At 53.0% G+C, this 15,181-nt stretch carries 16 protein-coding genes; all 16 read left to right on the top strand.

Going from position 1 to position 15,181, the window contains the following annotated elements:
- On the top strand, positions 1–428 hold a 428-nt coding region (locus QOX26_RS13805), incomplete at its 5' end, for a sugar ABC transporter substrate-binding protein (protein ID WP_283674487.1).
- A 42-nt stretch (positions 429–470) separates the two neighbouring features.
- The gene (locus QOX26_RS13810; protein ID WP_283675560.1) at positions 471–1,487 is read left to right on the top strand and encodes a Gfo/Idh/MocA family protein; all 1,017 of its coding nucleotides are present in this window, start codon (positions 471–473) and stop codon (positions 1,485–1,487) included.
- 358 nt (positions 1,488–1,845) lie between these two features.
- Entirely contained in the window at positions 1,846–2,421 is a 576-nt protein-coding gene (gene lepB / locus QOX26_RS13815) for a signal peptidase I (protein WP_283675561.1), read from the top strand.
- Positions 2,422–2,424: 3 nt separating this feature from the next.
- Positions 2,425–3,288, top strand: coding sequence for a ribosome biogenesis GTPase YlqF (gene ylqF, locus QOX26_RS13820; RefSeq protein ID WP_283675562.1), 864 nt, complete (start codon positions 2,425–2,427; stop codon positions 3,286–3,288).
- Positions 3,285–3,902 (top strand): ribonuclease HII, encoded by a 618-nt coding sequence (locus QOX26_RS13825; RefSeq protein WP_283675563.1) that lies wholly within the window; start codon positions 3,285–3,287, stop codon positions 3,900–3,902. The genes ylqF and QOX26_RS13825 overlap by 4 nt, the downstream gene beginning before the upstream one ends.
- On the top strand, positions 3,899–4,252 hold the full coding sequence (locus tag QOX26_RS13830; protein ID WP_283675564.1) for a YraN family protein: 354 nt from the start codon (positions 3,899–3,901) through the stop codon (positions 4,250–4,252). The genes QOX26_RS13825 and QOX26_RS13830 overlap by 4 nt, the downstream gene beginning before the upstream one ends.
- Position 4,253: 1 nt before the next feature.
- Positions 4,254–5,222 carry a dipeptidase gene (locus tag QOX26_RS13835; protein ID WP_283675565.1) on the top strand — a complete coding sequence of 323 codons (969 nt, stop codon included), beginning with the start codon at positions 4,254–4,256 and terminating at the stop codon, positions 5,220–5,222.
- Between the two features lie 24 nt (positions 5,223–5,246).
- A complete protein-coding gene (gene thrC / locus QOX26_RS13840) occupies positions 5,247–6,740 on the top strand; it encodes a threonine synthase (protein ID WP_283675566.1) in 1,494 nt (497 codons plus the stop codon).
- 2 nt (positions 6,741–6,742) lie between these two features.
- A complete protein-coding gene (locus QOX26_RS13845) occupies positions 6,743–7,444 on the top strand; it encodes a metallophosphoesterase (RefSeq protein ID WP_283675567.1) in 702 nt (233 codons plus the stop codon).
- 80 nt (positions 7,445–7,524) lie between these two features.
- The gene (gene tig, locus QOX26_RS13850; RefSeq protein ID WP_283675568.1) at positions 7,525–8,853 is read left to right on the top strand and encodes a trigger factor; all 1,329 of its coding nucleotides are present in this window, start codon (positions 7,525–7,527) and stop codon (positions 8,851–8,853) included.
- A gap of 37 nt (positions 8,854–8,890) precedes the next feature.
- Positions 8,891–9,472: an ATP-dependent Clp endopeptidase proteolytic subunit ClpP gene (gene clpP, locus QOX26_RS13855; protein ID WP_283675569.1), complete on the top strand. Its 582-nt coding sequence runs from the start codon at positions 8,891–8,893 to the stop codon at positions 9,470–9,472.
- Positions 9,473–9,503: 31 nt separating this feature from the next.
- A complete protein-coding gene (clpX, locus tag QOX26_RS13860) occupies positions 9,504–10,784 on the top strand; it encodes an ATP-dependent Clp protease ATP-binding subunit ClpX (protein WP_283675570.1) in 1,281 nt (426 codons plus the stop codon).
- 151 nt (positions 10,785–10,935) lie between these two features.
- Positions 10,936–13,353: an endopeptidase La gene (gene lon / locus QOX26_RS13865; RefSeq protein WP_283675571.1), complete on the top strand. Its 2,418-nt coding sequence runs from the start codon at positions 10,936–10,938 to the stop codon at positions 13,351–13,353.
- A gap of 19 nt (positions 13,354–13,372) precedes the next feature.
- On the top strand, positions 13,373–13,972 hold the full coding sequence (gene yihA, locus QOX26_RS13870) for a ribosome biogenesis GTP-binding protein YihA/YsxC (protein WP_283675572.1): 600 nt from the start codon (positions 13,373–13,375) through the stop codon (positions 13,970–13,972).
- The gene (locus QOX26_RS13875; protein ID WP_283675573.1) at positions 13,969–14,364 is read left to right on the top strand and encodes a hypothetical protein; all 396 of its coding nucleotides are present in this window, start codon (positions 13,969–13,971) and stop codon (positions 14,362–14,364) included. Before yihA ends, QOX26_RS13875 begins: the two co-directional genes overlap by 4 nt.
- Positions 14,365–14,474: 110 nt before the next feature.
- Entirely contained in the window at positions 14,475–14,801 is a 327-nt protein-coding gene (locus QOX26_RS13880; protein WP_283675574.1) for an SCP2 sterol-binding domain-containing protein, read from the top strand.
- The last annotated feature ends 380 nt before the right edge of the window (positions 14,802–15,181 follow it).

Below are 15,181 nucleotides of genomic sequence, written 5' to 3' on the forward strand. Positions count from 1 at the left end.
ACCGCCTCAACGGCTTTAAGGATCAGTGCGACGCGTTCTCGGTTGTCGCGTCCCAGACCGCACGCTGCGATCGCAACGAAGCGTTCAATGTCATGCAGAACGTGCTGTCCTCCAACCCTGAGGTAAATGTCGTCTGGGCAATCAACGCCGAGATGGGTCAGGGCGCGATTCAGGCAATCGAGCAGGGCGGATTTGCGGGCAAGGTGCAGGTGTTCGACTTTGACGCATCCTCCGATGACATCGCCGCAATTGAAGCAGGCACACTGGCCGGCTCTGTTGCGCAGTACCCGAATCTGCAGGCAGAAGCCGCGATTCAGGCCTGCCTCGACGTACTCGACGGCAAGACCCTCGAAGCACACACCAAGACCAAGGCCGCACTCGTGACCATGGACAACGTTGCTGACTTCAAGGCCGGCAAGGATATCTGAGTTACAGCAGTTTTCAACTACACATAAAAGGAGTTTTTACTTATGCTAAAAGTAGGTATTATCGGCGTTGGTGCAATGGGCACACAACACTTCCTGCGCCTGATGAACAAGATTTCGGGTGCAACCGTTACTGCGGTATCCGATGTGAACGAGGCGCATGCCAAGGAAGTCATCGTCCCGTATGCAGGTGTCCGCTTTATTGCCGACCCCATCGCACTGATCAATGACGCTGATGTTGATGCAATCGTCATTGTCAGCGCAGACAAGACCCACGAAGAATTCTGTCTGGAAGCCCTGCGCCTGAAGAAATTCATCTTCTGCGAAAAGCCGCTGTCTGCATCTGCCGAGGGCGCACGGAAGGTGGTAGACGCAGAAATGGCGGGCGGCAAACGCTTAATTCAGTTGGGCTTCAACCGCCGTTTTGACCCTGCATATCAGGAACTGAAGGAACTGGTCGTATCCGGCAGCTTGGGCGAGCCGTTGGTCGCGCACTGCGCACACCGCAACGCAAATTACCCGGCGCCGTTCGACGATGTTGTCGCCGTGACCGGCACCGCCATCCACGAAATTGACACCATGAGCTGGCTCGTCGGAGATTACTTCACCAAGGCGCAAGTCATCTTCCCAAAGTGCACCAAGTACTCCAAGAACGAAAACCTGCACGACCCGCAGATTGTACTGCTGACCACCTCTTCCGGCATGGTTATCACCTGCGAAATCTGGGTCAACTGCCAGTATGCGTACGATATTCGCTGCGAGGTTCTGTGCGAGGACGGCACGGCGACGCTGCCGCGTCATGCCCGCGTAAACGTCTGCACCAAGAACAGCAACACCTTCGGCATGACCTCGGACGGACTGGGATTCTTTGAGGAGTCTTACAACGTAGAGTTTCAGGCTTGGGTTGACGCCTGTGCACATGATTCCTATTGCGCGGCTGCAGCCTCGGCGTGGGATGGCTACTGCGCGGCAGTCACGACGGATTCCTGTCTGAAATCCCAGAAGAGCGGTGCAATTGAGGCGGTTCCGCTGACCGATCGTCCGGCGTTCTACTGCGGCTGAGTACAATGGTCATTGTGTATAAAATAGCGTTTGACTTTTGTGCAGCCACATCGGCAATGTTCGACTGTATTTTGCGCGTTATCTGTTTATCATAATAAATGACTTCATTTCCAAGGGTCGCCCCGAAAGGGGCGGCTTTTTTATGGAACATCGCCCTCGCGCATACGGTGTAGGGCTTCCTGCAGTCGGCTTTTCTAATACAACCTTCTTGCATACGTTGATGGAAAAAACGCGCGAAAAGAAGCGCGTTTTGTTATTTTTGAAACAAAATAAGCGTGATTTAATAAAAACGTTTTCCTTTTTTGAATGCTGTGCTATAATAAAATAGTATGTTTATCTGAATCTGGAGGAATGCGCAATGCAGGAAGAACAGGCAGCCGTCTCCGAACAGCCCGAAAAGGGCTCGGGTCGTTTTTCAAGCGAACTTTTCAGCTGGGGTGAATCTCTGCTGACAGTTTTGATATTCTTTGTAGTGGTATTCACCTTTTTTGTGCGTTTAATCGGTGTTTCGGGGCATTCTATGTATCCGACACTGGGGGATCACAACATTATGTTGGTCAGCAATCTGAATTATCACCCGGAAAAGGGCGATATCGTGGTGCTGAATAAAGAGGGCTTTTACAACAACCAGCCAATTGTCAAACGCATTATTGCTACGGGCGGCGATACCATTGATATTGACTTTACCACCAGTGAGGTCATTGTCAACGGCGCGGTGCTCGATGAGCCCTATATCGCCGAGCCGACCGTAGAGCAGGGCGATATGGTGTTCCCGCAGACAGTGCCCGAGGGTTGCGTCTTTGTCATGGGCGATAACCGCAACCGGTCAAGCGACAGCCGTCTGACCTCCCTTGGCATGGTGGATGAGCGCTACATTCTCGGTCACGTGTTGACCGTTATCTATCCGTTTAATAAGTTTGGAGCTGTGTCTTAACCGATGAATATTCAATGGTATCCCGGCCATATGACCAAAACCCGTCGTCAGATGGCTGAGCACATTAAAAATATCGACGTGGTATGTGAAGTGGTCGACGCGCGCATTCCGCAGGTCAGCCGTAATCCGGATATGGATGAAATCGCCGCGGGCAAGCCGCGTGTGATGATTCTGAACCGAATTGATTTGGCCGATCCGGCGGCGACGCGCGCGTGGGCGAAGTATTTTCGCGCAAAGGGAATGGCGGTCATCGAAACCGACAGCCGCTCCGGGCAGGGCACCGCGCAGTTCGCCGCTGCCGCACGTGAGGTGATTGCGGATAAGATTGCCGCATGGACGGAAAAAGGACAAGTCGGCAAAGCAGTGCGCGTGATGGTCGTCGGCATCCCCAATGTCGGAAAGTCAACCTTTATCAACCGCATTTTGGGACGAAAGTCTGCCAAGGCGGCCGACAAACCGGGCGTGACGCGCGGCAGCCAGTGGTTCCGCGTGCAGGGCGGCATCGACCTACTGGACACGCCGGGCATTCTGTGGCCCAAGTTTGAGGATGAACGTGTCGGCCTGCTGCTTGCAGCGACAGGTGCGGTAAAGGACGACATACTGGACGTGGAAACCCTTGCGTGCAAGCTGCTGGAGATTCTGGTGAAACGTGCACCGGAGACGATTATCAGCCGCTATGGCTTGAGCATTCCGGAGCAAAGCGACTTCCTCGGTTATGAACTGCTGCAGCAGGCGGGCAAAAAGCGCGGATTTATCATGCGCGGCGCTGAGATTGATACCGAACGCATGGCGCGTGTGCTGCTCGATGAGTTCCGCGGCGGTGTGCTCGGACGCATCACGCTTGAAATGCCGGAGGAATACGAATGACATGGGAGTTTGAGGCGCACGGTTGGGAAAACGGCTGCACCGCTGTGTGCGGGGTGGACGAGGCTGGCCGGGGACCGATTGCCGGTCCGGTCTGTGCGGGTGCGGTCATTCTGCCGCCCCATATCGAGCTTGAGGGTCTCAACGACTCCAAAAAGCTGAGCGAAAAAAAGCGCGAAAAGCTGTATGATGTGATTTGCGAACAGGTAATTTCGTGGTCGGTTGCGCTGGTCGACGAAAAGACGATTGACAAGATTAATATTTTACAGGCGACCTATCTCGCGATGAAAAACGCGGTGGAAGGACTTGCTGTCCCTGCGGACTTTGCGCTGATTGACGGCAACCGCTCGGAAGGTCTATGCATTCCGCATGAATGCGTTATTGGGGGCGACGGCAAAGCGCCATCCATCGCGGCGGCATCTATTTTGGCAAAGGTGACGCGTGACCGGCTGATGCGGGAGTATGCCGCGCAGTATCCGGCATACGGCTTTGAAAAGCATAAAGGGTATGAGACTCGCGTGCATGACGAAGCGCTGTTGGTGCACGGTCCGTGCCCGATTCACCGCATGAGCTTTCTCAAAAAGTTCTATGCCAAGCACCCCGGAGCGCCGCGATGAAGCGGGGAGAATGGGGAGAGCAAATGGCACAGCGTTATTTGCAGCAGCAGGGTTATCAAGTGGTGGAGTGCAATTTTCGCACCCGTTTCGGTGAGATCGACATTATTGCGCGTAAAGGCAAATATATTGTATTCGCCGAGGTCAAAACGCGGCGGAACGATCGGTTTGCCGCTGCCCGGGAATATGTGACCGCGGCCAAGCAGCAGCGTGTGGCGACTGCCGCCGAGCAGTGGCTGCAGCAGCATCCAACGGCGCTTCAGCCGCGCTTCGATGTAATCGAGGTTTACGGTGAGGAGGGCGATGCTGTGCCGCGCTGTGTCAACCTTCTGGAGAACGCGTTTGGAGGATAGCATGAAGCTTTTCGATCTGCACTGCGATACCTTATATGAATGCTTTGAGACCGGAAAACACCTGCGGGAAAACGATTTGCATATCAATCGCGCCGCTGCAGGGAAATACGAACATTATGCGCAGTTTTTCGCGCTGTTCTGCGGCGCACGCGGGCCGAGCGCTGCGATGAGAATGGGTAGGACGTGTCTGCTCGATACGCCGCCAGATGAGCGCTTGTTTCGGATGTTGGAAACCGCACAGCGGGAGTTTGCCGACAATGCCGACTGGCTTATGCCCTGTAAATCGGCTACCGATTTGGAGGAAGCCGTGCGACAGAAGAAGTGTGCGGCGTTTCTTTCCATCGAAGGCGCGGAGCTGCTGCCGAATCGTGAGGATGCGCTGGATTTGGCATATGACGCGGGAGTTCGGCTGATTACCCTGACTTGGAACTACCGCAGCCGCTATGGCTGCTCCAGCGCCGTTGAGCAGGGGGAAGGACTGAGCGAGGCCGGCCGTACGCTGGTGCGAGACTGTGCCGAAAAGGGAATCATTGTAGACGTGTCCCATCTGTCCGATCAGGGATTCTGGGACGTATGTGAAGAAATCGACGCGCCCTTTGTTGCAAGTCACAGCGATGCCCGTGTGATGCGGAATCATCCGAGGAACCTGACCGACAAGCAGTTCATCGAAATCGCCAACCGACGCGGCCTGGTCGGCATCAACCTGTACACACCGTTTCTGGTGCGCCAGAGCGATAGCGTACTGGAGGACGCACTTGACCACATCGAGCATTTCCTGGGTATGTACGGCGAAAAGGTGTTGGCGCTCGGCTGTGATTTGGATGGCTGCGAGCAGCTGCCTGCCGGTATTAACGGTCTGGCCGATCTTTACCGTCTGGCGGATTTGATGTTGAGCAAGGGATATAAAGAAAGCACCGTGAACGGACTGTTTTATGACAATGCGTTTGCGTTTATTCACAGGATGTTATAAAAAATCACTTCGGAGGTTTGACATATGGAATATGTAAGCACAAGAGACAAAAGCCGAAAGGTTTCGGCGGCCTATGCAATTGCGAACGGTATTGCGCCGGACGGCGGTTTGTATTGTCCGACCGAATTTCCACGGTTGTCTCATGAGGATTGGAAAGCACTTTGCGACATGGACTACAAGGGCCGGTCGGCCTTTGTCCTCGGCAAGTTCCTGACCGATTTTACGGCAGAGGAGCTGAAGAGCTTTGCAGACGCCGCTTACGCGGATGAAAAATTTGGTGGCAAGAACACAGCGCCTATGGTAAAGCTTGCGGATGGCAAGTATATGCTGGAGCTGTGGCATGGCCCGACCTGTGCGTTTAAGGATATGGCGCTGCAGATGCTGCCGCACCTGCTGACCGCTTCGCTCAAAAAGACGGGCGAAACCCGCACGGCCTGCATTTTGGTTGCCACCTCGGGCGACACGGGTAAGGCGGCGCTTGACGGCTTTGCCGATGTGGATGGCACCAAGATTATGGTGTATTACCCGGTTGACGGCGTCTCTCCGATGCAAAAGCTGCAAATGACCACGCAGGCGGGCAAAAACGTTGAGGTCGTTGCCATTCACGGCAACTTCGACGATGCACAGAGCGCGGTCAAGCGCATTTTCATCGATGAAGCCACCCGTGCCAACCTCGACAAAAACGGCCTGATGCTGTCCTCGGCAAACTCCATCAACTGGGGACGTCTTGCGCCGCAGATTGCGTACTATATTTCGGCTTATTGCGATCTGATTGCGACGGGTGAAATCAAGATGGGCGACCCGATTAACGTCTGTGTGCCGACCGGCAACTTCGGTAACATCCTCGCGGCTTATATCGCCAAGCAGATGGGCATGCCGGTGAATAAATTCATCTGTGCGTCAAACCGCAATAACGTGCTGACTGATTTCTTTAAGAAGTCCGGCAGCTACGATAAAAACCGCGATTTCTATACGACCACCTCGCCGTCGATGGATATCCTGATCTCTTCTAACTTGGAACGTTTGCTGTTCTTCGTTTCGGGGCAGAATGACAAGGTCGTAGCGGAATTGATGGGACAGCTGAGTACGGAAGGCCGTTACGCGCTGGCGAAGGATTTGTTCGAAAAGATTACGGCGGACTTTGACGCGGGCTGCTGCGACGATGCCCAGACGGCGGAAACCATCAAGCGCCTGTTTGACGAAGAGCACTATCTGGCCGACACACACACCGCAGTCGCCGTACGGGTGTATGAGATGTATCGCAAGCAGACCTGCGACAAAACACCGACGGTCATTGCGTCGACCGCATCTCCGTTTAAGTTCTGCCGCGCGGTGATTGAAGCGCTTGGCGGCACGTTGGAGCAGGACGATGTGACCCAGCTGGACGTACTGACCCAGCTGACCGGCGTTGCCGCCCCAGCGCCGCTCTCGGCGCTCGCGGGCAAGACGCCGCGCTTCGACCGCGTGGTGGACAAGTCCGAGATTCTCGGCACGGTCGAGCTGCTGAAGGATTTGTAAGGATGGCACTGTTTACGCTCGCCGATTTGCATCTGGCGACCTCGGTCGCAAAACCTATGGACATCTTTGGCGGACGCTGGCAGGGACATACCGACAAAATCGTTAAGAACTGGCGCGCGTTGATTTCGCCGGAGGATACGGTGGTATTGGGTGGCGACATTTCCTGGGGGATCAGCCTGCGCGAAGCCTGTGCGGATTTTGCGCTGATTGACAGTCTACCCGGCCGGAAGATTATTCTCAAAGGCAATCACGATTTGTGGTGGGAGACTGCGACTAAAATGCATCGTTTTCTTGAGGAAAACGGCTTGACCAGCATAGATTTTTTGCATAACAACTGCTTTTTCTACGAAAACACGGCGATTTGTGGTACGCGCGGCTGGCCGTTTGAAGAGGATTTTGCCGATCCGCATAACGAGAAGATTTTTAAACGGGAGCTGCTTCGCTTGGAAGCCTCGCTCAAGCTGGGAAAAGAGCGAAATCCTGATGAAATCATCTGCTTTCTGCACTATCCGCCTCTATATGCGGCGTTTCGCTGCGGGGAGATTATTTCGCTGCTCAAACGCTACGGCGTCAGCCGGTGCGTGTACGGACATCTGCATTCGGACAGCCTGCGCTACGCAGTCGAAGGCGTGTACGAAGGAATCGAATGGCGGCTGGTTTCGGGAGATCATGTGGATTTTGCGCCGGTTTTGCTGAAAAAATAGAAATAAGTATGGAAATCCGGAAAATTATCTGGTAGAATAGATTGGATACAATCGAAGTATTGAAGTAAGGAGTCAACAACATGGAACTGAAAAAGACTGAAAAGCTTGAGCACAGCGTCGTTGCGCTGACCATTGAGATCACTGCGGAAGAATTTGAGACCGCCAAGGATAAGGCATTCAAAAAGGCCGGCAAGAGCATCACCGTGCCCGGTTTCCGCAAGGGCAAGGCGCCCCGCAAGATGATTGAGAAGCTCTATGGCGAGGGCGTTTTCTTTGAAGATGCACTCAATATCGTTTACCCGGATGCAATGGATATGGCTGTTAAGGAAGCCGGCATTGAGCCGGTTGGCCGTGCCGACGTCGACCTCGGCGAGATGCCCGAGAACGGCGGCGTTACCATTATCGCCAAGGTCCCGGTTGCACCGGAAGTTGAAATGGGCGAGTACAAGGGCGTAGAGGCCGAGAAGGAAACCGTTAAGGTTCTCGCTTCCGACGTCAAGGCTGAGCTGACCCGTATGGCGCAGCGCAACGCGCGCACCGAGACGGTTGAGCGCAAGGCTAAGAAGAACGACACGGTTGACATCGACTTTGAAGGCTTTGTTGACGGCGTTGCATTTGACGGCGGCAAGGCAGAGCATCACGAGCTGACCTTGGGCTCCGGCAGCTTTATCCCCGGCTTTGAGGATCAGCTGATCGGCTGCAAGGCCGGCGAAGAGAAGGATGTTATCGTAACGTTCCCGGCAGAGTATCATGCGGCTGAGCTGGCTGGCAAGGAAGCTGTTTTCAAGTGCAAGGTGCACAAGGTAGAGGAGACCATCCTGCCCGAAATAGACGACGAGTTCGCGAAGGACGTATCTGAGACCTGCGAGAGCCTTGAGGACCTGAAGAAGGAAATCACCGATCGTCTGAAGGGCGAGCGCCAGACCGCTGCCGACCGTGAGTTCGAGGAGAAGGTACTGGATGTCGTACTCGAAAACATGAAGGCTGACATTCCGCAGGCAATGTTTGAGAACCAGCTCGACGCTGTGGTGCAGGACTTCGGTTACCGCATCCAGATGCAGGGCATGCAGCTTGAGCAGTACCTGCAGATGAACAATATGGACATGGCCTCGTTCCGCAACCTGTTCCGTGAGCAGGCAGAGCGTCAGGTAAAGGTCCGTCTGGCACTGCAGAAGATTGCAGAACTGGAAAACATCGCAGTTTCCGACAAGGAAATCGACGATGAGTATGCTAAAATGGCAGAGCAGTATGGCATGGAAGTTGATAAGATTAAGCAGGCTGTCAATGCAGATGCACTGGCTGACGATCTGAAGATCAATGCTGCACTCAAGTTCCTGACCGACAATGCCAAGGCGAAGAAGAAGGCCGCTAAGAAAAAGGCGGACGAAGACGACGCCGAAAACGAGTAAGTTATCATTTCCTTTTGACTGAGAGGAGTCTTGATCTGTGAGTTTAGTCCCAATGGTCATCGAACAGACCGGCCGCGGCGAACGTTCGTATGACATTTATTCCCGTCTGCTCAACGACCGCATCGTGATGCTCGGCGAGGAGGTCAACGATGTGACCGCGTCGCTGATTGTTGCACAGCTGCTGTATTTGGAAGCGCAGGATCCCGATAAGGATATCAGCTTCTATATCAACAGCCCCGGCGGCTCGGTGACCGCAGGTATGGCGATTTATGACACCATGAACTACATTAAGTGCGATGTTTCGACCATTTGCATCGGCATGGCCGCGTCTATGGGCGCGTTCCTGCTGTGCTCGGGCGCGAAGGGCAAGCGTTATGCGCTGCCCAACGCCGAAATCATGATCCATCAGCCGATGGGCGGCGCGAAGGGTCAGGCGTCGGATATGAAGATTCATACAGAGTGGATTTTGAAAACGCGCGATAAACTCAACCGCATCATGGCTGAAAATACCGGAAAACCGCTCGAAGTGGTCGAGCGTGATACCGATCGCGACAATTTCATGTCCGCACAGCAGGCCATGGAGTATGGACTGGTCGACAAGGTGTTCGATAAACATTGAAACATCGCAATTTCTAGGATAGAGGTGCAACATGCCGAATTTTGATGACGATAAAACACTGAAATGCTCCTTTTGCGGCAAGCCGCAAAGCCGCGTGCGCAAGTTGATTGCGGGTCCGGGCGTGTATATCTGTGACGAATGCATTGGTGTATGCACCAGCATCCTTGATGATGAGTTGGATTTTGCGCCCTCGCTGCGCGAGGATGAGGCTGCAATTGAGCCGGAGCACCTGCCGACTCCGCAGGAACTGAAGGCCGTGCTGGATGAGTATGTCATCGGGCAGAACCGTGCAAAGGTTGCGCTTTCGGTAGCGGTGTACAACCATTACAAGCGCATTTATAATCCGGACACCGAAGTGGAACTGCAGAAGAGCAATATTCTGATGCTCGGCCCTTCCGGCTCGGGTAAGACCCTGCTTGCGCAGACATTGGCGAAGACCCTCAAGGTACCCTTCGCCATTGCAGATGCAACCACGCTGACCGAAGCCGGTTATGTGGGCGAGGATGTTGAAAACATCCTCCTCCGCTTGATTCAGGCCGCTGATTTTGATGTGGAACTGGCGGAGCATGGTATCATTTACGTGGATGAGATTGATAAAATTGCCCGCAAGAGCGAAAATCCGTCCATTACGCGCGATGTGTCGGGCGAAGGCGTGCAGCAGGCATTGCTCAAGATGCTTGAGGGCACGACGGCCAACGTTCCGCCGCAGGGCGGACGAAAGCACCCGCATCAGGATTTCATTCAAATTGATACCACCAATATTCTGTTCATTTGCGGCGGCGCCTTTGACGGTATTGAAGGCATTATCCAAAAGCGCACGGGCAAACAGGGACTTGGCTTTGGCGCGGAGGTGCACAGCAAGCAGGAGGATATGAGCGATCGTCTGCTCGCGCGGATTGAGCCGCACGATTTGATGAAGTTCGGCCTGATTCCGGAGCTGATTGGCCGACTGCCGGCGATTGTTTCGTTGGACACGCTCGATCAGGATGCGCTGGTGCGCATTCTGCAAGAGCCCAAGAACGCACTGGTGAAACAATATCAGACCCTGTTTGAGATGGATGGTGTAGAACTGGTGTTCCAGCCGGACGCACTGACCGAGGTGGCCAAGACTGCGCTTGCGCGCAAAACCGGTGCCCGCGGACTGCGCGGGGTGTTGGAATCGGTGATGACCGATATCATGTTCCAGATTCCGTCGGACGAAACGGTCACCAAGGTGACTCTTACGCGCGACGTGGTCGCGGGGGAAGGCGGCCCGATTCTTGAACATGGCGTTCGTGCAGCGAACAAGCTATCGTCGGGAAAAAGTGCCTGAAAAGTGCATAATGCATAAATCGGACGTGGGCGGGACGTACAGTTTCGCCTGCGTTTTGCTTTATACACAGGCTTTACCGCTTGCCAAAGGCCGTCAAATAGACTATACTTAGCATAACAAACAGTATTCCTGTCCTTTAGGAGAAGAAACAATGATGGAAAATAACGAAAAGACGCTTCGCTTGCTGCCGGTATTGCCACTGCGCGGCTTGGTCGCCTTTCCTGAAATGCTGATCCATTTTGATGTGGGCCGCTCGCTTTCGATCCACGCGCTGGAAGCTGCTATGAAAAATGGTCAGGTCATTTTTTTGACGGCACAGCGTGAACTCAAAACCGATTCGCCGGCACCTGGCGATCTATATCAGTTGGGCACGATTTGCGTGATTAAGCAGATTCTGCGCCTGCCGGGCGACAACATCCGCGTGCTGGTCGAAGGACGCAGCCGTGCGCTTGCACATCAGTTCGTCAAGCCGAAAAACGATGAAGACTGCATGTATGCCGAGGTTGAGCAGCTTGAAGATTTTGCTTTGTACGTGACTGAACGCCGTGCACAGGCACTTGTTCGCACAGCGCAGGAGCGTTTTGCCGAGTACGTGCAGTACGCGTCGCGCGTGTCGAGCGATGTCGAGCTGACAGTTGCCGCAGGCGGCACGCCGGGATATCTGGCGGACTACATTGCGCAGAATCTTTCGATTGACACGGAAGCGAAGCAGGAGATTTTAGAGGAACTCAATGTAACGCGCCGGTTGACAATGATGATTCGTCTACTTGGTGAGGAAACGGAGATTCTCAAAATCGAGACCGAGATTCAAGATGAACTTAAAAGCCAAATCGACAAAAATCAGCGTGAGTACTATCTCCGCGAACAAATCAAGGTGATTCAGACCGAATTGGGCGAGGATGACATTACGGCGGAGGCAGAAAAGTACCGCACGCGTGTGTTGGATTTGGAGCTCAGCAAGGAGTGCGAGGACAAACTTCTCAAGGAGGTCGACCGCTTTGCGAAGATGAGCGGCGCGGCTGCGGAATCCAGCGTTTCCCGTACATATCTGGACACCGTCTTGGAACTGCCGTGGAAAACCAAGAGCGCTGAGAAGATTAATTTGAACGCCGCGCAGGCAATTCTGGAGCGCGATCACTATGGCTTGACCAAGGTCAAGGAGCGTATATTGGAGTTTCTGGCTGTGAAATCGCTTGCCCCCACGCTTAAGGGGCAGGTGATTTGTCTGGTCGGCCCTCCCGGTGTGGGCAAAACCTCGATTGCAAAGTCGATTGCGGAGTCCATGGGTCGTGAATACGCGCGCCTGTCGCTGGGCGGCGTTCGCGATGAAGCAGATATTCGAGGTCATCGTAAGACTTACATCGGCGCGATGCCGGGACGCATTATTGATGCGTTGCGTCGTGCAGGCACCTCAAATCCTTTGATATTGCTTGACGAGATTGACAAGATGGGAAGTGATTTCCGCGGAGATCCGTCGGCAGCCATGTTGGAAGTGCTCGATACCGAACAGAATGTAGCATTCCGCGATCACTACGTGGAACTACCGTTTGATTTGTCGGATGTGCTGTTTTTAACAACGGCCAACGACCTTTCGACGGTACCGCGCCCGCTGCTCGACCGCATGGAGGTGATTGAGCTTTCCTCTTATACCGAAGAGGAAAAAGTCCAAATCGCAAAAAAACATCTGCTGCCTAAGCAGATGGAAAAGCACGGGCTAAAGAAAACTCAGTTCACCGTTAGCGACAAGACGCTCCGAGCGGTGATCGTCGGTTATACCCGTGAAGCCGGCGTGCGCCGGTTGGAGCAACTCTTGGCAAAGCTGTGCCGCAAGGCCGCCAAACAGATTGCAGACGGCGCGGTAAAGCTCAGTGTGACCGAAAAGAACTTGGAGAGCCTGCTGGGTGTTGCGCACTTCAAGGAAGACGTCGTTGCCAAGAAGGACGAAGTCGGTATTGTCAACGGCTTGGCATGGACCAGCGTCGGCGGTGAGATGCTGCAGGCTGAAGTGGCCGTTGTGCCCGGTACGGGAAAAATAGAGGTCACCGGTAATCTGGGTACGGTCATGCAGGAAAGTGCAAAGGCAGCGGTGACATTCGTTCGCTCGCGCGCAAAGGAACTCGGCATCGATCCGATGTTCTATAAGGATAATGATTTGCACATTCACTTCCCCGAAGCCGCAATTCCGAAGGACGGTCCGTCTGCCGGTGTTACAATTACTACAGCGCTGATTTCCGCGTTGACCGGCGCTCCGGTTAGGCATGATGTGGCGATGACGGGGGAAGTCACCTTGCGCGGCCGCGTGCTGCCAATCGGAGGACTGAAGGAAAAAACGATGGCGGCTTATCGTGCCGGTATCAAGACCGTGGTCGTTCCGAAGGACAATGAAGCGGATTTGAGTGAGATTGAACCTGTTGTGCGCGACAATCTGAGTTTCGTGATTGCCGAGCATATGGATACGGTCATGGCAGCGGCCATTGATTTTACCCGCCGTCCGAAGAAGAAGTTAGCCAAAGCCACACCGGTCGTCACGCCGCACAGCGGGACAGACGCGGCGGTGGTTGTACAATAAAAATGAGAGGAGCTGCAAAATGCTCAATCTGCATAACGCAGAATTCATCCGCTCCGCGGTAAAAGAAGAGGATTTTCCGATAGATGACATGCCGCAAATCGTATTTGCAGGGAAGTCCAACGTCGGCAAATCGTCCGTTATCAATAAGCTGCTCAATCGCAAGAACTTTGCCCGTGTCAGCGCGCAGCCCGGTAAGACAATTCACATCAACTATTTCTCAATCGATCAGCAGGCCTATTTTGTTGATTTGCCGGGGTACGGTTATGCACGTGTGTCCAAAGTTGAGCAAAAGCGTTGGGGCATGCTGATGGAAACCTATTTTGCGATGAACTTGTTGACGCTTGGCATCCAAATTGTCGATATCCGTCATAAACCGACGCGCGATGATGTTATCATGGCGGATTGGTTCCGTGCGTCCAATAGACCGTGGGTCATTATTGCAAATAAGCTGGATAAAATCAAGAAAAGCCAGATTGAAGGCAATCTTGCAGTCATCCGTCAGACCCTTCTGCTCCCGCATGAAGTCCCGGTTATTCCATTTTCGGCTGAAAAGGGTTTGGGAAAAGAAGAGGTATTAGAACTGATTTTCGAGCATGCCGGAAAGGATGAACTTGCATGATGAACTATTTGCGCCGTCTGATGATGGGGCGCTATGGCGGGGATCAGCTGAATAATGCGCTGCTCGTGCTGACGTTGCTGCTCATGATGCTGCGTTGGATAACGGGATGGTACTTGTTCGCCCTGATGGCAACAGCCCTGCTGATTCTGATTTATTTCCGCATGTTCTCGCGCAATATCCAGGCGCGGTATCTAGAAAACCAGAAATTTTTGCAGTATTGGGCGCCTGTCAAGCGTTGGTTCAGCGATGTAAAGCTGCGTTTTACGGATCGAAAGACCCATCGCTTTTATAAGTGTCCGCAGTGCAAAAAGCGTCTGCGTGTTCCGCGTGGCCGCGGAAAAATTAATATTACTTGTCCGCAGTGCGGCACTAAATTTGTAAAAAAGACCTGACAGACCCACAAATATTAAAAATATGGAATAAAGTGGGAAAATACGGTTGCAATTTTTCAAAAAGGATTTATAATATTAGATAAGAAATTCAGTCTAAGGGGGTCCTTTATATGACCGTAGATCAACTGATTGGGAAAATTTACACCAAGCTGAGCCACGCTGATATCAGCGAAGCAGAGGGAAAGGTGGCTGTCCAGTTCAACTTGACAGGTAAAGTAACAGGTGTGTTTTACGTGGAGATTCTCAATGGCGTGCTTTCTGTCATGCCATATGAATACATAGACCGTGATGCACAGGTGTCGGGCACGCTGACAAATGTTGAAAAAATCGTCTCCGGAAAGTTAATTCCGCAAGTAGCGATTGCAGAAGGCAAGCTGGCGATTGAGGGAAATGTGGACAAGGTTATGCTGCTCGCAGAGTTGCTGAAGCAAAAATAAGCGATATAGCAAAAAACCGGCTGTTTCATCAGAAAACAGCCGGTTTTTTTGGCTGAAAAGGCAATTGACAGGGAAGTTACAGAAGAATAAAATAGAGAAACATCCTGTTTATGGGTGTTTTCAAAGAAATATCAAAAAGAGACCGGAAAAAGCGCGAAAAATGTTGACAAGCTGGTTCGATTATGGTATTCTAACTAAGCTGTCTTTTGAGGCGGCGGCCAAGCGGAAAAGCGGATACGGCGAGAACAAAAAGCTTCTCCGGAAGCTGAAAAAAGTTCTTGACAAAACGCCTTGAGTTTGGTAAACTAACTAAGCTGCTCTTTGAGCGGCGGTCGGAAAAGTTCGAAACTTGCCGAGAACGAAGTCAAAACTTGAAAAAA

This window comes from Butyricicoccus sp. Marseille-Q5471 (assembly GCF_951230135.1).
Classification (GTDB): Bacteria; Bacillota; Clostridia; order Oscillospirales; family Butyricicoccaceae; genus Agathobaculum.